Origin of the sequence: Paraburkholderia sediminicola (assembly GCF_902859805.1) — a bacterium.
GTDB lineage: Bacteria > Pseudomonadota > Gammaproteobacteria > Burkholderiales > Burkholderiaceae > Paraburkholderia > Paraburkholderia sediminicola.
Window position 1 is genome coordinate 186220 of sequence record NZ_CADIKC010000010.1, and the last position, 18234, is coordinate 204453.

The window sequence follows — 18234 nt, forward strand, 5'->3', positions numbered from 1 at the left end:
TGCGCCGTCCGGCGATGGCTCGGCGGAAGGGGCGGAGGGTGGATGCGGGCATGGTGGTGCGGGTTTGCGTTGGGTGTGGTCTGGTTGCAGCGGCAGGCGGCGTTGCCGGATTGGGGTGGGTGGTGCGTGCTCGTGCTGCTTGGGTGCATTGCGATTCCCGTTGCGGTATGGGGATTGCGCCGTGGTTCTTCGAGCGAAGGGGACGGTGGCTCTTCGAGCGGGTTGCGCTGCAGTGCTTCTGTGATCGCGGACCCGCGTGCGGCGGTTGCAAATTCGCGCGTGAGCCATGTCTTGTTCTGCGCACGCTTGCGTTCGAGCGTCGGCTGGGGCGCGGTGTGGGTCGCGGCCTTATGTGTGGGCTTCGGCTACGCCGCCTGGCGCGCCGAGTCCCGGCTCGCAGTGAGCTTGCCGAGCGCCTGGGAAGGCCGCGATATCGATGTCGTCGGCAGTATCAAGGGTCTGCCGTCACGCGATGAAAAGGGCACACGTTTTCTCTTCGCAGTCGAGTCGGCGGATGCGCAGATCACCGCATTTCCACGTGTGATTCAGCTGTCGTGGATTGCGGAAGATGCGCCTGCGCCGTTGCTCGAACCAGGCGAACGCTGGCGGTTGACCGTGCGGCTCAAACGCCCGCACGGCAATTCAAACTTCGGCGTGCGCGATGCCGAAGCCAGCTTGCTGGCGCGCAATGTGCGCGCCACCGGCTATGTGAGCGCACCGGCTCACGCCGTGCGTTTGCCGGGCAGCGCACCTGGCGTAGGCGTGACGGTCGATCGCTGGCGCGCAGCACTGCGGGCGCGCATCGGCACGGTGCTCGCCGATGCGCCACATCGTGGGATCGTGGTGGCGCTCGCCATCGGCGCACAGGACGAAGTCAGCGCGGCCGACTGGCTGTTAATGCGTGGCACCGGCACCAGTCACCTTGTGGCGATTTCGGGCCTGCATATTGGCTTTGTCGCGGGTCTGGCGGCGTGGCTTGCCGGTGCGGTGTGGCGGCGCTCGGGGTTTATCGGTCGCAACTGGCCGTTGCTGCTGCCCGCGCAGGTTGTCGCGGTGGCAGGCGGCGCGTCGTTCGCGGGGCTGCATGCGGCGTTGGCCGGTTTCAACGTGCCGGCGCAGCGTGCGCTTTGGATGGCCGGTGTCGTTGCGCTCGCGTTTATCAGCGGACGCAACGTCGCGCGATCGGTGGTGCTGGCGTGGGCGTTGGGATTGGTGCTGCTGATCGATCCGTGGGCGGTTGTGTCGGCGGGATTCTGGCTGTCGTTCTGCGCGGTGGCGGCGATTCTGTTCGCAATGTCGGGACGGCCTCGTGTGCAGGATCATGAGCAGCGCCGTGATGAGGAGGGTGAAGGCGCTGTGACGCCGACAAGACTCTCGCGCCTGTGGTCCGGCTCGTGTCGTCGCGTTCGCGCTTTCGTTGAGCGCTTGCGCAGCGCCGCGCATGTGCAGTTCGCGGTGACGGTCGCGCTTGCGCCGCTCACTGTTTACTGGTTCGCTCAGATTCCGCTGATCGGCCCGCTCGCGAATGCCTTCGCGATTCCGTGGGTAAGTCTGCTGGTGACGCCGGCAGTTTTGGCGGGCGTCGCGTTACCCGCGCCATTCGACGCCTACGCCTTTCGCGCGGCGCACACCTTGCTCGATCTGCTCGCCGCGGGCTTGCAGTTGCTGTCCGGCCCGGCATGGACGCTCTGGCGATTGCCGCAACCGGACGCATGGACGCTTGCCGCGGCGGCGGTCGGGGTTCTCTGGTGTCTGGCGCCGCGCGGTTGGCCGCTGCGCTGGGCCGCGCCGCTCACCTGGCTGCCGCTCTTGATGCCTGCACCGCCCGGGCCGCCGCATGGCAGCTTCCGTCTGACAGCGCTCGACGTCGGACAAGGCACCTCGGTGCTGGTCGAAACGGCGCACCACGCGCTGCTGTTCGATGCCGGGCCGGGGCCGGAATCGACGCATGCGGGAGAACGGGTTGTCGTGCCGTTTTTGCAGGCACATGGCGTCACGGCGCTCGATACGCTGATCATCAGCCACGCCGACTCCGACCACTCGGGCGGCGCGCCGGCTGTACTGGACGCGATCGAAGTGCGTCAAATGGTGGCCGCGTTGGCACCGGGGAATCCGTTGTGGTCGAACGCGAAGCAGCGCGGCGCGGATACGTTGCCTTGTGCGGCGGGGCAGCGTTGGCTGTGGGATGGCGTCGAGTTCGCAATGCTCTGGCCCGATGCCGGGCCGCTGCAAGGCAAGCCGAATGCGCATTGCTGTGTGTTGCGGGTGAGTACGGTGTCCGCTGAGGAGACGCCGCCGGCCGAAAATGTCAAACCGACGCCATTACGCATGACAGCGTTGCTGACGGCCGACATCGAAGCGCCGGTCGAACGCATCCTGCTCGCGCGCGATCGCGACGCGTTGCGCGCCCAGGTGCTGGTTGTGCCGCATCACGGGAGCAAGACCTCGTCGACCGAGCCGTTCCTCGACTCTATCGACCCGCTCGTCGCGCTATTTCAGGTAGGCTATCGCAACCGATTTCATCATCCGAATACGGGTGTGTTCGAGCGTTACAAGGCACGGCACATCGAGCTTGCGCGCAGCGATGCGGACGGAGCGGTGCGGGTTGATGTCAGCCCGGACTCCAGAACGGATGTCGGCCTAGGTCTCAATCTGAGCGCCGCGCCCGAGGGAAGTCCGGGAGTCAGCACGGGAGCCGCCCCAGACCTGAACAGCGCCGTACTGACGCTCGAACGCTATCGCGACACGCAGCGCCGCTACTGGATGGATCGCTGATGGATCACTGACCGTACAGATAGAACAAACAGAACAAACGCGCCGCTGGGCCTGGCATCTGGCTGAAAAACCAGGAGCCAATCCGGCGTGCCAAAACAGAACGGAGATAGTCGCAGTTGAAAAACATCATCCACTTCTCGCACGCGAACGGTTTTCCGGCGTCGACCTACCGGACGATCTTCGCCGAACTCGCCGACGACTATGAACTGCGCTCCATCGAGCGCATCGGTCACGACGCGCGCTATCCCGTCACGCAGGACTGGCCGCATCTGGTCGAGCAACTGCTCGACGACATAGGCCGGTCGTACGAGCAGCCGGTGTGGCTGGTCGGCCATTCGCTGGGCGGCTATCTGTCGCTGATGGCCGCACTGAAAAAACCGCAGTGGGTGAGGGGCGTGGTGATGCTCGATTCGCCGGTCATCGCGGGCTGGCGAAGCAGCATGCTGCGCGTGTCGCAATGGACCGGACTCGACGAGCGTCTGTCGCCCGCGGCCGCCACCCGTACGCGCCGCACGCAGTGGGCGAGCCGTGACGAAGCATGGCGGCATTTCCACTCAAAGCCGGCGTTCGCCCGCTGGGACGAGCGCATGCTGTCCGACTATATCGACTTCGGCATTCCGCAGAGCTCGCTCGACGGCGGCCGTTCGCTCGCTTTCGACCGGCGCACTGAATATCAGATCTACAAGACTTTGCCGCATACGCTAGGGCCCCGTCTTGCGCGCGGCGCCCCGGTGCCGGTGGGATTCATCGCCGGCACGCGTTCGAAGGAGGTGCGCCAGGCCGGGTTAGACGCCACGCGCCGCGCGACCGGCGGTCATGTGGAATGGATCGAAGGCAGCCATCTGTATCCGATGGAAAAACCGCTCGAAACCGCGCGTGCGGTGCAGCGGATGCTGCGCGAACTGGAGCGGGGCGCCTGACCGCACGCCTCGCCGGGGCAAAAAACGGTGCATGATCGGCGCGTGGCAATTGCCGCCGCCGTAGCATCGGCGCGTATAGATGTCGCTCGGATTTTGCTGGGTTGAGACCCTGCTTTACGGTATAATCCGTTTTTCCCGCGAGCATCCAGCGATGACCAAATATGTTTTCGTCACCGGCGGCGTAGTATCTTCCCTCGGCAAGGGTATTGCCGCCGCTTCCCTCGCCGCGATCCTCGAATCGCGCGGTCTTAAAGTCACCCTCCTCAAGCTCGATCCCTACATCAATGTCGACCCCGGCACGATGAGTCCGTTTCAACACGGCGAAGTGTTCGTGACGGAAGACGGAGCGGAGACTGACCTCGACCTCGGCCACTATGAGCGCTTCATCAGCACGAAGATGCGCAAGGCCAACAACTTCACCACAGGCCAGATTTACGAATCGGTGATCCGCAAGGAACGCCGCGGCGATTATCTGGGCAAGACGGTGCAGGTCATCCCGCATATCACGAACGAAATCCAGGCGTTTATTGAACGCGGCGCGGCTTCCGCGACGTGCGGTGAGCCGGACGTCGCCATCGTCGAAGTGGGCGGCACCGTGGGCGATATCGAATCGCTGCCGTTCCTCGAGGCCGCACGTCAGATGAGCCTGCGCATGGGCCGCAACAGCGCGTGCTTCGTGCACCTCACGCTGGTGCCTTGGGTCGCCACCGCAGGCGAGCTGAAAACCAAGCCTACCCAGCACAGCGTGCAGAAGCTGCGTGAAATCGGTATTTCGCCGCACGTGCTGCTGTGCCGCGCCGACCGCCGCATTCCGGACGACGAGCGCGCGAAGATCTCGATGTTCTCGAACGTGCCGGAAGACGCGGTGATTTCCGTGTGGGACGCCGACAGCATCTACAAGATTCCGCAGATGCTGCACGACCAGGGTCTGGACGCGATCATCTGCGAAGAGCTCAAGCTCACGCCGAAGCCGGCCGATCTCGCAATGTGGTCCGATCTCGTCGAAAAGCTCGAGAACCCGAAGCACGAAGTCACGATCGGCATGGTCGGCAAGTATGTCGATCTGACCGAGTCGTACAAGTCGCTGATCGAAGCGCTGCGCCATGCGTCGATGCATACGTCGACCAAGGTCAACATCGAATACATCGATTCGGAAGAGATCGAGACGCAAGGCGTCGAGAGCCTCAAGCATCTGGATGCGGTGCTCGTGCCGGGTGGCTTCGGCCGCCGCGGCACCGAAGGCAAGATCGCCGCAATTCGCTATGCACGCGAAGCGAAGGTGCCGTATCTCGGCATCTGCCTCGGTATGCAACTGGCTGTGATCGAATTCGCCCGCGACGTGGTCGGCCTGAAGGATGCGAACAGCACCGAGTTCGATCAGGAAACCGAAAACCGCGTGGTCGCACTGATCACCGAGTGGTACGACCGTGAAGGTAAGGTCGAGAAGCGCACCGAAGAGTCGGATCTGGGTGGCACGATGCGCCTCGGTTCGCAACGTTGCCCGATCAAACCCGGCACGATGGCCGAAGAGATCTATGGCAAGGATGTGAACGAACGCCATCGTCACCGTTATGAAGTCAATAACCGCTTCGTGCCCCAGCTCGAAGCCGGTGGCCTTATCATCAGCGCCCGTACCCCGAGTGAAGATCTGCCGGAAATGATGGAATTGCCGCGCAGCATGCACCCGTGGTTCGTCGGCGTGCAGTTCCACCCGGAATTCACGTCCACGCCGCGTGACGGCCATCCGCTGTTCAAGTCGTTTGTCGAAGCGGCGCTTGCGCATCAGCAGCCGCGCGTGGCGACGGAAGTTGGGGAGAAAGCATGAAACTGGGCGATTTCGAAATCGGGCTCGACAAGCCGTTTTTCCTGATCGCGGGCACCTGTGTCGTCGAATCCGAACAGATGACGATCGACACGGCCGGCCGGCTGAAGGAAATCTGCGCGAAGCTGAACATTCCGTTCATCTACAAATCGTCGTACGACAAGGCCAACCGCAGCAGCGGCAAGTCGTTTCGCGGTCTGGGCATGGACGAAGGTTTGCGCATTCTGTCGGAAGTGAAGCGTCAGCTTGGTTTGCCGGTGCTGACCGACGTGCACGCCGAGCACGAGATCGAGCAGGTTGCGTCGGTAGTCGACGTCCTGCAAACGCCTGCTTTCCTGTGCCGTCAAACGGACTTCATTCACGCTTGCGCGCGTTCGGGCAAACCGGTCAACATCAAGAAAGGCCAGTTTCTCGCACCGCATGACATGAAGAACGTGATCGACAAGGCGCGTGATGCGGCGCGTGAAGCCGGTCTTTCGGAAGACCGCTTCATGGCGTGCGAACGCGGCGTGTCGTTCGGCTATAACAACCTCGTGTCGGACATGCGATCGCTTGCGATCATGCGCGAAACCAACGCGCCGGTCGTGTTCGACGCCACCCATTCGGTGCAGCTGCCGGGCGGGCAGGGCACGAGTTCGGGCGGTCAGCGCGAATTCGTGCCGGTGCTGGCGCGCGCCGCCGTGGCGACGGGCGTGGCGGGTCTCTTCATGGAAACCCATCCGAAGCCTTCGGAAGCCAAGTCGGACGGCCCGAACGCGGTGCCGTTGCATCGCATGGCCGACCTGCTCGAAACGCTGGTTACGCTCGATCAGGCCGTCAAGCGCGCGCCGTTCCTCGAAAGCGATTTCAACTGATTCAGGCGTTCGCGGGGTGTCACGATTGGCGCGCATAATCGGCCCGGTCGGTGCAGTCGGCACGCGGCGAATGCACGCAATGGTCGTCGAACGCAGTGGTGCGAAAGTTGTCTGCCGGGGAGACCGGCTGGTGCCAACTGCGGTGTCAAAGTAAAGAATTCAACGTCATTTCTTGAGGAAACCATGAGTGCTATCGTAGATATCATCGGTCGAGAGATTCTCGATTCGCGAGGCAACCCCACCGTCGAATGCGACGTGCTGCTCGAGTCGGGCACGATGGGCCGCGCTGCGGTGCCGTCGGGTGCATCGACAGGCTCGCGCGAAGCGATCGAACTGCGCGACGGCGAAACCGGCCGTTACGGCGGCAAGGGCGTGCTGAAGGCTGTCGAGCACATCAACACCGAAATCTCCGAAGCGATCATGGGCCTCGACGCTTCCGAGCAGGCCTTCCTCGACAAGACCCTGCTGGAACTCGACGGCACGGACAACAAGTCGCGCCTCGGCGCGAACGCGATGCTGGCTGTGTCGATGGCCGTCGCGAAGGCCGCTGCTGAAGAAGCCGGTCTGCCGCTGTACCGCTACTTCGGCGGCTCGGGCGCGATGCAACTGCCGGTGCCGATGATGAACATCGTCAACGGCGGCGCGCACGCGAACAACAGCCTGGACATCCAGGAATTCATGATCGTGCCGGTCAGCCAGCCGACTTTCCGCGAAGCACTGCGCTGCGGCGCCGAAGTGTTCCACGCGCTGAAGAAGATCCTGAGCGACCGCGGCATGAGCACGGCCGTGGGCGACGAAGGCGGTTTCGCGCCGAACTTCGGCAGCAACGACGAATGCCTGTCGACCATCCTGCAAGCTATCGAAAAAGCCGGCTACCGCGCCGGTGAAGACGTGCTGCTCGCGCTCGACTGCGCAGCCAGCGAGTTCTACCACGACGGCAAGTACCAGTTGGCTGGCGAAGGCCTGCAACTGTCGTCGACGGAATTTGCTGACTACCTCGCGAACCTGGCCGACAAGTTCCCGATCGTTTCGATCGAAGACGGCATGCACGAAAGCGATTGGGCCGGCTGGAAGACGCTGACCGACAAGCTCGGCAAGAAGGTTCAACTCGTGGGCGACGACCTGTTCGTCACCAACACGCGCATCCTGAAGGAAGGCATCGAGAAGGGCATCGCCAACTCGATCCTGATCAAGATCAACCAGATCGGTACGCTGACGGAAACCTTCGCGGCTATCGAAATGGCGAAGCGCGCCGGCTATACGGCTGTGATCTCGCACCGCTCGGGCGAAACCGAAGATTCGACGATTGCGGATATCGCAGTCGGCCTGAACGCCGGTCAGATCAAGACGGGTTCGCTGTCGCGTTCGGACCGCATCTCGAAGTACAACCAGTTGCTGCGCATCGAGGAAGACCTCGGTGATATCGCCAGCTACCCGGGCAAGTCGGCGTTTTACAATCTGCGCTAAATGGATTGTTCGCTAGCGCTGACCGATGAACCGGTTACCTTTCGTTTCTGATTGACCCCGCCGCCCTGCGTATAGCGCAGGGCGGCGTGTATTTATTGTGCTTACTTCATGCGGCTTGTCACTGCTGTCCTGATCGTTCTGCTGGCGCTCATCCAGTATCCGCTCTGGTGGGGGCATGGTGGCTGGTTGCGCGTGCACGAGTTGCAGCAGCAACTGGCGCAGCAACTGCAGAAGAACGCCGACTCGAAGCTGCGTAACGAGCGTATCGAAGGCGAAGTCCAGGATTTGCAGAACGGCACCGCGGCGGTGGAAGAGCGGGCGCGTTATGAAATGGGCATGGTGAAGGACAGCGAAGTGTTCGTGCAGTTCGTTGCGCCGAACGCACCTTTGCCGGCCGCGAACACGCCCTCGGTTACCACGTCTACGCGTGGTGTGGTGTCGGCGGCGCCGCTGCATATGGTGCCGAATCCGGAGTCGCGTGCGAAGCCGGATCGCAAGCATGGCGGCAAGGCGGTGGCAGAGAAGAAGCCGGCGCACTGAGTTTATTCGGGCTGGTTGGGTCGCAGGCCGACGCGGAGCTGAACGCAGGAACGAACGAAAAAGCGAACGAAAAAGCGAACGAAAACGCGAGCGCAAAAGCGCGTAGAAAGACAAAAAAAGCCGCCCATGGGGCGGCTTTTTTATCGGCGCTGCAATAAGAACGGCATCCCTCTCAATTGCCGTATCGCTGAGCCTCGCCTTGGGACGTGCCCGTTTCGGCTTACCAGCCCCAATACGGTGAGTAGCCTACGCCGACACCCGTACCCCAGCCGTGCCCCCAACCTCCGCCGTAATAACTGCCGTAGACGCTGACAGGCGGCGAGTAATAACGCGAGTACGCTTGAGCCGCGTTCTCGGCGGCAATGGCCTGATTCTGATCGGAGAGCACCTGACGGTCGATCGCATCATAGCGCTCGCGTTCTTCCGGCGTGAGCGGCCGGGCGGTGCTGGCCATGCCTGACTGGTCGGCCGGAAGGCGGCTATAAATCGGTGATGGCCCCGGTGGGTCCATCACACAGCCCGTAAGCGCAGCACTGCCGGCGACGACTGCCAGCACGGTCAACGAGCGCATGCAATGCCTGAGCGAAGTAGGAATGTTCATTTTTGATCTCCATCGGTCGGATGCCTAAGCAAAACATGCGCAACGCGCACCGCCCGTGATCCCACTCAACGATCGACGATAACGCGCCGCCCAAGCCCCAAAAAACAGCAGGCGACGCGTCATTTTACTGCCGTAAAGCCCGTGTAACGCGCCGCCGCCTGGCCGCTTCAGTGCCGCTGGTCGGCCGCCGGTGTCACGCCTTGTGAGAGCGCATTCGCGACGAAAAGTTGCGCCACATCGACCGGATCGAATTCGTACCGTTGATTACAGAATTCGCAATGAATCTCGACGTGACCGCGCTCTTCGATCACGCCGTCCACTTCTTCGCGGCCCAGCATCTTCAGCATGGCGCCGACTTTTTCGCGCGAACAGCTGCATTCGAAGCGTGTTGTGGCCGGTTCGAAATGCTGCACGTTCTCCTGCCAGAACAGACGCCGGAAAATCGTTGCCGGTTCTTCTTTCAGCAGTTCGTCTTGCGACATGGTGCCGCCGAGTGTGCAGACGCGCTCCCACGTGTCCGCATCCAGATCGCCCGGATGCGGGACGATGCCGCCGTCGCCCGGCAGCTTTTGCAGCAGCATGCCAACTGCGCGCTCGGTGTTCGCCGCGAGCCACAGGCGCGTGTCGAGCTGCTCCGAGTGATGCATGTAGTGCTCGAGCACTTCGGACATCGACTTGAGCGGGCCGTCCACACCCGAGAGCGGCACGATACTTTGATACGGCTGCTGGCCAGGCTGCTTGTCGCGCGGGTCGAGCGTGATCACGCAACGGCCATGGCCGCTTGCGTTGACCAGGTCGATCATGGAAGTGGTGTCGTCGATCGTATTGCCCGCTTCGCCGGAGAGCTTGGCGGTGGCGCGCATCGACAGGTCGGAGCTGCACTGCACGACCAGCATCTTGGCCGGGCCGTCGCCGAAGATCTGCATGACGAGCGTGCCGTCGAACTTGAGGTTCGCCGAAAGCAGCGCGCACGCGGCCATCATCTCGCCCAGAATCGTCCGAACGGGCGCCGGATAGTCCCGGCGCGTCAGCACTTCCTGCCACGTATTGCGCAGCGAAACGATCTCGCCGCGCACCGGCGCCGCGCTGAACATGAATTTTTGCAACTGGTCGCTCACAACTTTTCCTCGGTCGAATGACGCAGCCTGATGCTGCGCCGTGCGCGCCGCGCGCCCGGCTGACTAGCCGATGCGCACGAGCTGCGCCTTGAAATATTCGCGGCGTTCGGCATAGCTTGCCGTGCCGCGCTGCATATTGGCGATATCCGTCTCGGTCAGTTCGCGCACCACTTTGGCGGGCGCGCCGAGAATCAGCGAATTGTCGGGAAACACTTTGCCTTCAGTGACGATGGCGCCCGCTCCGACCAGACAGTTGCGGCCGATTACCGCTCCATTCAAGACCACCGCCTGAATTCCGATCAACGAACCTTCCTTGATCGTGCAGCCGTGCAGCATGACCTGATGGCCGATCGTCACATTCGGCTCGATCGTGAGCGGGAAGCCCGGATCGGTGTGCAGCACCGCGTTTTCCTGGACATTGCTGCCGGCGCCAAGGGTGATCGGCTCGTTGTCGCCGCGAAGCGTCGCGCCGAACCAGACGCTCGAATTTTCCTCGAGTGTCACGTTGCCGATAATGTTCGCCGAATCCGCAACGAACACGCTTTCATGGATGGTCGGGGCTGCTTCGCCAAGCTTGTAAATGGTCACGCTGTCTCCTCTTGATCGGTCGCTACACGCGGTTCGAGCGGGCCAGGGCTGCGAAACCGGTTACGAAATGGGGCAGTTAAATGGGGCAGCTAAGGCCAAACGCCAAAGAAGTGCCCGGAAACGCCCTGATGAACCGGGTTGTCGTGCCGGCCCCGCGCCCTAGGCGCGCGAGATGGTCGAATCGAGTATTGTAAACGGTTGTGTGCTTATGCCGCTCGGCGGTGCTGTGAGCCGTCCGGCGCCCAGCTTCGGCAAGCCTTGCGCCTTCCGTCCTGCCTGTTGCCGTTCTCTTTGCCAACCTGGCCGCCATGATTTCCGCTGCTCCGTCTGTTCCGCCTATTCTGCCTATTCCAGCCGATGTCGACGAATCCTGAGCCTTGCCCAAATCGCGCGAACTGCGCGCGCACCGCGGCGCTGGCCGCATTGCGCGAAATCGATCCGGCAACCAAGGCAGCTGCGGCCCGCGCGTTATACGCAGCGGTGCTCGACGGCAGCCTCGCTTGCCTCGCGGACCTCGAACTCTCCGAGCCGCCCGGCCTGCCGGGCCGTCCCGCCCGTCCCGAACTGGTCGATCCGCGCAAACTGAAGCGCCGCAGCATGCAATCGCCCGAAGGGCGAGCCGTCTTGCTGCACGCGCTGGCGCATATCGAATTCAACGCCATCAACCTCGCGCTCGACGCCGTCTGGCGCTTTGCCGGCATGCCCGCCGCGTTCTACACCGACTGGCTCAAAGTCGCTGCCGAAGAGGCCCATCACTTCTCATTGCTGGTCGCGCGGCTCGCGGAATTCGGCCATGCCTATGGCGATTTTCCCGCGCACGACGGTCTCTGGGACATGTGCGAGCGTACCCGTGCTGACGTCCTGGCGCGCATGGCGCTGGTGCCGCGCACCCTCGAAGCGCGCGGCCTCGACGCCTCGCCGCCGATCCGCGCCCGCCTGCAGCAGGCGGGGGATCCGGCGTCCGCAGCGATTCTCGACGTAATCCTGCGCGACGAAATCGGCCATGTGCTGATCGGCAACCGCTGGTTCCGTCATCTGTGCGATGCGGGCGGCCTCGATCCGCACGCCACCTACACGCGCCTCGCCGACCAGTATCACGCACCGAAATTGCGCGGTCCGTTCAATTTCGAGGCGCGTCGCGACGCCGGTTTCGACGAGGCCGAACTGGCCGCGCTGGTCGCCCTTGCTGGCCTCGACGCTGAGCAGCCGGTTCCGCCGGCCACCCAGGTCACTTAGGCCATTCAGGCCGCGGGTAACTGAAGCCTTTTTCCATAGCGGGACGCCACGCATCGTCCAGCTATCTCGTTATAATCGAACGACCATTCTTTTTTTGGGCGCGCCGTTCATGAATACATCCAGGTCTGAATTCGTCGCCGTGCGCGGCATCCGTCTGCACGTGCGGCGTTGGGGCAATCCGGATGCGCCGATGCTCTTCATGCTCCACGGCTGGATGGACGTGGCGGCATCGTTCCAGTTCGTCGTCGACGCATTGGGCGGCGACTGGCAGGTGATTGCGCCCGATATGCGCGGCTTCGGCCTGTCGGACTGGCCGGTCGCCGAGCGCGGCGGCGGCAACTACTGGATCCAGGATTACCTCGGCGACCTGGACGCGTTGCTCGACCACTATGCGCCGACCGGCGAAGTCAATCTTGTGGGCCACAGCATGGGCGCGAACATCGTTTGCCTGTATGCGGGCGTGCGGCCGGAGCGGGTGCGGCGCGTGGTCGATCTGGAAGGTTTCGGTCTCGCGCCGTCGCACTCGGCGCAAGCGCCCAAGCGCCTGCGCAACTGGCTCGATGAATTGCGCGATCCGCCCCAGTTGAAGCGTTACGCGTCGCTGGACGATGTCGCCGGCCGTCTGATCAAGACCAACCCGCGCCTCGCTCCCCAGCGCGCGGAGTTCCTTGCGCAGCACTGGTCCAAACCGGACGGAGAAGGGCGCTTCATGCTGCTCGCCGATCCGGCGCACAAACTGCGCGGGCCGACGTTGTATCGCCTCGACGAAGTAATGGCCGTCTGGCGCAAGGTTACCGCGAAGGTGCTGCACGTCGAGGCCGCCAACTCACCGACGCTGGCACAGATTGCTGGCGAGATTCCGCTCGACGAGTTCAAGGAGCGCTTCCAGGCTTTTCCGAACTGGCGCGAGAAGATCATCGACGAAGCGGGACATATGGTGCATCACGATCAGCCCGAGCAGGTCGCCGCGCTGATCGAGGGCTTCTGCGCCTGAACCTTGCAAAAGGGTTTCGGCACGCAGACCACCATCGCGAGATAGCGCTGCGGCCATTTACTGCGTTGCAGTAAAATGAGTGCAGAACCTTCTCAAGACAAAGATGAACGCCGACCTACATTGTCACTCCACCGTTTCCGACGGCCAATTCGCGCCGGCCGATGTCGCGCGCCGTGCGCACGCGGGCGGCGTGACACTGTGGGCGCTGACCGACCACGACGAACTGGGTGGCCAGCACGAAGCGCGCAGCACGGCTGAAGCGCTCGGCATGGGTTACCTGAGCGGCGTGGAGATTTCGGTTACGTGGGCGTCGCGCACCGTGCACATCGTCGGGCTCGGCGTCGACCCGACCAGCTCGATCCTGATCGACGGCCTCGCGCGAACCCGCAACGGCCGCGCCGCGCGCGCCGAAGCGATTGGCGAGCAGTTGGCCACGCTCGGCATCCCCGACGCCTATCAAGGCGCGCTCAAATACGTTTCGAACCCGGACATGATTTCGCGCACGCACTTCGCGCGCTTCATGGTTGAAAACGGCTACGCCAGCTCGACGCAGGACGTGTTCACCCGTTATCTCGGCGACGGCAAGCCCGGCTACGTGTCGCATCGCTGGGCGAAACTGGCGGACGCGGTTGGCTGGATTCAGGCGGCCGGCGGCGAGGCGATCATCGCGCACCCGGGGCGCTATGCGTACTCGCCGGTCGAATTCGACGCGTTCTTCGCCGAATTCATCGACCTCGGCGGTAAAGCTATCGAAGTGGTGACGGGCAGCCACACGCCGGATCAGTACCGCGAATACGCGGACGTCGCGCGCCGCTTCGGCTTCGAAGCTTCGCGCGGCTCTGACTTCCATGCACCCGGCGAAGGCCGTGTCGATCTCGGCACGCTGCCGCCGCTGCCTTCCGATCTCAAGCCCGTCTGGGAACGCTGGCTGTGATCGCGCGCCGTGCCTCGGCGGCACGATATGCGCGACTGTCTCCGTCCGAGGGGCGTGCTTTCGCCCGATCTTCCGCCTGGCTTTCCATCCGAATTCCGTCCGCTGTTTTGTCCGCTGTCACTCGTAGCCATCGTTAGTCAAAATGTCCCAATACTTTCGGCTTCATCCGGATAACCCGCAGCCGCGCCTCGTCAAACAGGCCGTGCAGATCATCAACGACGGCGGCGTCGTCGCGTTGCCGACGGATTCGAGCTACGCGCTCGCCTGTCACCTCGACGACAAGGACGCGGTCGAGCGCCTGCGGCGCATTCGCGGGCTCGACGAGAAGGCCTTGTTGTCGTTGCTGGTGCGCGACCTCTCGGAGCTATCGAACTTCGCAATGGTCGACAACCGGCAGTACCGCCTGATCAAGTCGGTCACGCCGGGCCCTTACGTCTTTGTATTGCAGGCCACCAAAGAGGTGCCGCGCCGCCTGTCGCACCCGTCGCGCAAGACGATCGGCCTGCGGGTGCCGGAGCATGCGATTACGCTGGCCATTCTCGAAGAACTCGGCCAGCCGCTGCTCGGCTCCACACTGATCATGCCGGGTGAAACCCAGCCGTTGAACGACCCGGAAGAAATCCGCGAACGGCTCGAGAAACAGCTGGACCTGGTGATCGACGGCGGCCCGTGTGTGTGCGAACCGTCTACCGTGATCGATCTGACCGGCGCCGAACCGGTGCTGGTGCGGCCAGGGCGCGGTTCTCTCGCGCCCTTCGGGCTCGAAGAGACGGCATGAGTGAAAGCGGACAGACGCACGCAATCGCGTTGTTACAATAGCGAGTTATGGATTCTTCCCTGATACAAACCATTGCGGTTTACGCGTTGCCGGTGATTTTCGCGATCACGCTGCATGAAGCCGCGCATGGCTACGTCGCGCGCTGGCTCGGCGACAACACCGCGTACGTGCTCGGCCGCGTCTCCGTCAATCCGATGCGGCACATCGATCCGCTCGGCACGATCGCGATTCCCTTGCTGTTGTACTTCGCGACCAGCGGTGCGTTCATGTTCGGCTACGCGAAACCCGTGCCGGTCGCCTTCGGCAATCTGCGCAATCCGCGTTGGGGCAGCCTGTGGGTCGCGGCCGCCGGGCCGGCCTGCAATTTCGTGCAGGCGCTGGTGTGGGGCCTGATCGGCGTCGCACTTGCCGTGGGTGGGATTGACGAGCCTTTCTTCACGCGCATGGCGGCAGCGGGCGTCGGCGTGAATCTCGTGCTCGGCGTGCTCAACCTGTTTCCGCTGCCCCCGCTCGACGGCGGCCGCGTGCTGATGGCGCTGTTGCCGCCGCGGCAATCGATCGCGTTGTCGCGCCTCGAACCATACGGCTTTTTCATCGTGATGGCGCTCGTCATGACGGGCACGCTCACGCGCTATTGGCTGAGCCCGCTCGTGACGCTCGGCTACGGTGCGATTACCGCAATTCTGACTCCACTTGTTTCGCTTTTCTAAATAACCATGTTCCCAGACCGTATCTTCTCCGGCATGCGGCCCACCGGGTCGCTGCACCTCGGCCACTATCACGGCGTGCTGAAAAACTGGGTGCGGCTGCAGTCCGAGTACCCGTGTTTCTTCTGTGTGGTCGACTGGCACGCGCTCACGACGCACTACGAAACGCCCGAAGTGATCGAAAAGAACGTGTGGGACGTGCTGATCGACTGGCTCGCGTCAGGCATCGATCCGGCGCAGGCTACGCTGTTCATCCAGAGCAAGGTGCCCGAACATGCGGAACTGGCGTTGCTGCTCGGCATGAGCACGCCGCTCGGCTGGCTGGAACGTGTGCCGACCTACAAGGAGCAGCAGGAAAAGCTGAAGGACAAGGACCTGTCCACCTACGGCTTCCTCGGTTATCCGGTGCTGATGGCGGCGGACATTCTGCTGTATCGCGGCTCGCTCGTGCCGGTTGGCGAAGATCAGGTGCCGCACGTCGAAATGACGCGTGAAATCGCGCGCCGCTTCAACTATCTGTACGGCCGCGAACCGGGTTTCGAAGAGAAAGCGAATGACGCGGCCAAGAAGCTGGGCGGTAAGCGCGCCAAGCTTTATCACGAGCTGCGCAACGCCTATCAGCAGGAAGGCGACGACGAAGCGCTCGAGCAGGCGCGGGCGATGTTGCAGGAATCGCAGAGCCTGTCGATGAGCGATCGCGAGCGTCTGTTCGGTTACCTCGAAGGCTCGCGCAAGATCATCCTGGTCGAACCGCAGGCCATGCTGACCGAAGCGTCGCGCATGCCGGGTCTCGACGGCCAGAAGATGTCGAAGTCCTACGGCAATACGATCGGCCTGCGCGAAGACGCGGAAACGATCACGAAGAAGGTCCGCACCATGCCGACCGATCCGGCCCGCGTGCGCCGCACCGATCCGGGTGATCCGGACAAGTGCCCGGTGTGGCAACTGCATCAGGTCTATACGGACGAAGCCACCCACGAATGGGTGCAGAAGGGCTGCCGAAGCGCGGGTATCGGTTGCCTCGAATGCAAGCAGCCGGTGATCGAAGGCATTCTGCGCGAGCAGCAGCCGATGCTCGAGCGCGCGCAGAAGTACATGGACGATCCGTCGCTGTTGCGCGCGATCGTCGCCGACGGCTGCGACAAGGCCCGCAAGTTCGCCACGGAAACGATGCGCGACGTGCGCGAGGCGATGGGCCTGTCGTACAACTGAGCGCGGCGCTGAAGCGATGAGCACTTCGGTTGCCACGTCGGACGGTCCCTCGCACGGAAACGGCGAACCGTCGCGCTGGGTGCGCCACTGGGCGCATCTGGTCGCGCCGGGCGGCGCGGTGCTCGACGTGGCGTCGGGGGCCGGGCGGCATGCGCGCTTCTTTGCATCGCTGGGCCATCCGGTGACCGCGCTCGACCGCGATGCGGCTGCGCTGGGCCTGATGCGTGACGATCCGCGCATTGCCACGCTCGCGGCCGATATCGAAGGCGCTGCATGGCCCTTGCCCGCAGACGCGAAATTCGCCGCGATCGTGGTCACGAACTACCTGCACCGGCCGCTGTTTCCGCAGCTTTTGCGTGCGCTCGCGCCCGGCGGCGTACTGGTTTACGAGACCTTCGCGCAAGGCAACGAAAGGGTCGGCAAACCGTCTAACCCGGCGTTTTTGCTTGCACCTGGCGAGCTGCTCGAGGTGGTGCGAGGCCATCTCCGCGTGGTCGCATTTCAAGACGGATTTCTCGCGCAGCCGCGCCCGGCTTACGTCCAGCGGATATGCGCAATTATGGAGGCGGATCGCTCAGCCGAGCGTGCAGATGCGGCACCCCCGCGTTGTTACGAGCTGGCTGGCTAATCCGCTACAATCGCGGTTTACCTGATCAAATTCATGGCGTTTCATGACTAACGGCAATCAAAGCAGCACTGGCGGCGTTCAGATTCGCGGCAGCATCCCTGCCATCATTACTCCGATGCTCGAAGACGGCGGCCTCGATCTGCCGGCGTTTCGCAAACTGATCGACTGGCATATCGCAGAGGGCACGAACGCGCTGGTTGTGGTCGGCACGAGCGGCGAGTCGGCCACGCTGTCGGTGGAAGAACACGTGCTGATGGTCAAAACCGCAGTCGAGCACACAGCGGGCCGGATTCCGGTGATCGCGGGCTCGGGCGGCAATTCCACCACTGAAGCCATCGAGCTCACGCAGCAGGCGAAAGACGTCGGCGCGGACGCCACGCTGCAGGTCGTGCCGTACTACAACAAGCCGACCCAGGAAGGCATCTATCGCCACTTCGCGAAGATCGCCGAAACCGTCGATCTGCCGGTGATCCTGTACAACGTGCCGGGCCGTACGGTCGCGGACATGAGCAACGAAACGATTCTGCGTTGCGCGCAGGTGCCGGGCATCATCGGTGTGAAGGAAGCGACCGGCAATATCGATCGCGCCGCGCACCTGATCAAGTCGGCGCCCGCCCATTTCGGCATCTACAGCGGTGACGATCCCACGGCGATCGCGCTGATGCTGCTTGGCGGCCACGGCAATATTTCGGTCACCGCGAACGTCGCGCCGCGCGCCATGAGCGAGCTGTGCAAAGCTGCGCTTGCGGCGGACGCGAAGACCGCCCGCGAGATTCATCTGAAACTCCTGTCGCTGCATAAGAACCTGTTCATCGAGTCGAATCCGATTCCGGCGAAATGGGCGTTGCAGCAATTGGGTCGTGTGCAGGGCGGAATCCGCCTGCCGCTCACGCCGCTCGACGCGCAATACCACGAAGTGGTGCGCTGCGCGCTGCGCGAAGCGGGTCTGCTGGGCTAAGCGGGCTCAAACCCGCACCCCAGCGCTCAAGAAAGCCTGCCACCGGCATTCCCTTAACCGACGTCGATCCAGCCCACGTTCCCGGCACACAGAACCAGGCAC

17 protein-coding genes are annotated in these 18234 nt (G+C 63.3%); 14 read left to right on the forward strand and 3 right to left on the reverse strand.

Annotated features, from left to right (window positions below; all coding sequences use genetic code 11):
• Nucleotides 1-42 precede the first annotated feature (42 nt).
• The 6 genes from R8871_RS29795 (at nt 43) to ftsB (ending at nt 8378) form a co-directional block, all read left to right on the forward strand.
• On the forward strand, nt 43-2775 hold the full coding sequence (locus R8871_RS29795; RefSeq protein ID WP_175053678.1) for a DNA internalization-related competence protein ComEC/Rec2: 2733 nt from the start codon (nt 43-45) through the stop codon (nt 2773-2775).
• 116 nt (nt 2776-2891) lie between these two features.
• A complete protein-coding gene (locus R8871_RS29800) occupies nt 2892-3695 on the forward strand; it encodes an alpha/beta fold hydrolase (RefSeq protein ID WP_093633544.1) in 804 nt (267 codons plus the stop codon).
• A gap of 151 nt (nt 3696-3846) precedes the next feature.
• Nucleotides 3847-5520, forward strand: a complete 1674-nt coding sequence (locus R8871_RS29805; RefSeq protein ID WP_093633543.1) for a CTP synthase — start codon at nt 3847-3849, stop codon at nt 5518-5520.
• Nucleotides 5517-6371 (forward strand): 3-deoxy-8-phosphooctulonate synthase, encoded by an 855-nt coding sequence (gene kdsA / locus R8871_RS29810; protein ID WP_097389693.1) that lies wholly within the window; start codon nt 5517-5519, stop codon nt 6369-6371. The genes R8871_RS29805 and kdsA overlap by 4 nt, the downstream gene beginning before the upstream one ends.
• Before the next feature lie 183 nt (nt 6372-6554).
• Nucleotides 6555-7838, forward strand: a complete 1284-nt coding sequence (gene eno, locus R8871_RS29815) for a phosphopyruvate hydratase (protein ID WP_012433549.1) — start codon at nt 6555-6557, stop codon at nt 7836-7838.
• A 108-nt stretch (nt 7839-7946) separates the two neighbouring features.
• Nucleotides 7947-8378 carry a cell division protein FtsB gene (gene ftsB / locus R8871_RS29820; protein WP_175053679.1) on the forward strand — a complete coding sequence of 144 codons (432 nt, stop codon included), beginning with the start codon at nt 7947-7949 and terminating at the stop codon, nt 8376-8378.
• A gap of 220 nt (nt 8379-8598) precedes the next feature.
• Here the strand turns inward: ftsB and R8871_RS29825 are convergent, their stop codons facing one another.
• The 3 genes from R8871_RS29825 to R8871_RS29835 all read right to left on the reverse strand — a co-directional run bounded on the left by R8871_RS29825 (nt 8599) and on the right by R8871_RS29835 (nt 10685).
• The gene (locus tag R8871_RS29825) at nt 8599-8979 is read right to left on the reverse strand and encodes a hypothetical protein (RefSeq protein WP_175053680.1); all 381 of its coding nucleotides are present in this window, start codon (nt 8977-8979) and stop codon (nt 8599-8601) included.
• 167 nt (nt 8980-9146) lie between these two features.
• Nucleotides 9147-10097: an Hsp33 family molecular chaperone HslO gene (hslO, locus tag R8871_RS29830; RefSeq protein ID WP_093633539.1), complete on the reverse strand. Its 951-nt coding sequence runs from the start codon at nt 10095-10097 to the stop codon at nt 9147-9149.
• A gap of 63 nt (nt 10098-10160) precedes the next feature.
• Complete coding sequence (locus R8871_RS29835; protein ID WP_172173977.1) at nt 10161-10685, reverse strand: gamma carbonic anhydrase family protein; 525 nt, start codon at nt 10683-10685, stop codon at nt 10161-10163.
• A 357-nt stretch (nt 10686-11042) separates the two neighbouring features.
• Between R8871_RS29835 and R8871_RS29840 the strand changes: the two genes are divergently transcribed.
• From R8871_RS29840 to dapA, 8 genes are all read left to right on the forward strand, one after another.
• A complete protein-coding gene (locus tag R8871_RS29840; protein ID WP_175053681.1) occupies nt 11043-11921 on the forward strand; it encodes a ferritin-like domain-containing protein in 879 nt (292 codons plus the stop codon).
• A gap of 109 nt (nt 11922-12030) precedes the next feature.
• Complete coding sequence (locus tag R8871_RS29845; protein ID WP_175053682.1) at nt 12031-12915, forward strand: alpha/beta fold hydrolase; 885 nt, start codon at nt 12031-12033, stop codon at nt 12913-12915.
• Between the two features lie 103 nt (nt 12916-13018).
• Complete coding sequence (locus R8871_RS29850) at nt 13019-13849, forward strand: 3',5'-nucleoside bisphosphate phosphatase (protein WP_054038246.1); 831 nt, start codon at nt 13019-13021, stop codon at nt 13847-13849.
• A gap of 142 nt (nt 13850-13991) precedes the next feature.
• Nucleotides 13992-14627 (forward strand): L-threonylcarbamoyladenylate synthase, encoded by a 636-nt coding sequence (locus R8871_RS29855; protein ID WP_097389684.1) that lies wholly within the window; start codon nt 13992-13994, stop codon nt 14625-14627.
• Nucleotides 14628-14674: 47 nt separating this feature from the next.
• Nucleotides 14675-15337: a site-2 protease family protein gene (locus R8871_RS29860; protein WP_175053683.1), complete on the forward strand. Its 663-nt coding sequence runs from the start codon at nt 14675-14677 to the stop codon at nt 15335-15337.
• A gap of 6 nt (nt 15338-15343) precedes the next feature.
• Entirely contained in the window at nt 15344-16546 is a 1203-nt protein-coding gene (locus R8871_RS29865) for a tryptophan--tRNA ligase (RefSeq protein ID WP_175053684.1), read from the forward strand.
• A 16-nt stretch (nt 16547-16562) separates the two neighbouring features.
• Nucleotides 16563-17174: a class I SAM-dependent methyltransferase gene (locus R8871_RS29870; protein WP_175053685.1), complete on the forward strand. Its 612-nt coding sequence runs from the start codon at nt 16563-16565 to the stop codon at nt 17172-17174.
• Nucleotides 17175-17217: 43 nt separating this feature from the next.
• Nucleotides 17218-18132 carry a 4-hydroxy-tetrahydrodipicolinate synthase gene (gene dapA, locus R8871_RS29875; RefSeq protein ID WP_175053686.1) on the forward strand — a complete coding sequence of 305 codons (915 nt, stop codon included), beginning with the start codon at nt 17218-17220 and terminating at the stop codon, nt 18130-18132.
• The last annotated feature ends 102 nt before the right edge of the window (nt 18133-18234 follow it).

Coding starts and splice junctions, on each gene's coding strand:
- dapA (WP_175053686.1), top strand. CDS start 17,218: ATGACTAACGGCAATCAAAGCAGCACTGGCGGCGTTCAGATTCGCGGC.
- eno (WP_012433549.1), top strand. CDS start 6,555: ATGAGTGCTATCGTAGATATCATCGGTCGAGAGATTCTCGATTCGCGA.
- R8871_RS29850 (WP_054038246.1), top strand. CDS start 13,019: ATGAACGCCGACCTACATTGTCACTCCACCGTTTCCGACGGCCAATTC.
- R8871_RS29825 (WP_175053680.1), bottom strand. CDS start 8,979: ATGAACATTCCTACTTCGCTCAGGCATTGCATGCGCTCGTTGACCGTG.
- kdsA (WP_097389693.1), top strand. CDS start 5,517: ATGAAACTGGGCGATTTCGAAATCGGGCTCGACAAGCCGTTTTTCCTG.
- R8871_RS29845 (WP_175053682.1), top strand. CDS start 12,031: ATGAATACATCCAGGTCTGAATTCGTCGCCGTGCGCGGCATCCGTCTG.
- ftsB (WP_175053679.1), top strand. CDS start 7,947: ATGCGGCTTGTCACTGCTGTCCTGATCGTTCTGCTGGCGCTCATCCAG.
- R8871_RS29855 (WP_097389684.1), top strand. CDS start 13,992: ATGTCCCAATACTTTCGGCTTCATCCGGATAACCCGCAGCCGCGCCTC.
- R8871_RS29865 (WP_175053684.1), top strand. CDS start 15,344: ATGTTCCCAGACCGTATCTTCTCCGGCATGCGGCCCACCGGGTCGCTG.
- R8871_RS29805 (WP_093633543.1), top strand. CDS start 3,847: ATGACCAAATATGTTTTCGTCACCGGCGGCGTAGTATCTTCCCTCGGC.
- R8871_RS29860 (WP_175053683.1), top strand. CDS start 14,675: ATGGATTCTTCCCTGATACAAACCATTGCGGTTTACGCGTTGCCGGTG.
- R8871_RS29870 (WP_175053685.1), top strand. CDS start 16,563: ATGAGCACTTCGGTTGCCACGTCGGACGGTCCCTCGCACGGAAACGGC.
- R8871_RS29840 (WP_175053681.1), top strand. CDS start 11,043: ATGTCGACGAATCCTGAGCCTTGCCCAAATCGCGCGAACTGCGCGCGC.
- R8871_RS29795 (WP_175053678.1), top strand. CDS start 43: ATGCGGGCATGGTGGTGCGGGTTTGCGTTGGGTGTGGTCTGGTTGCAG.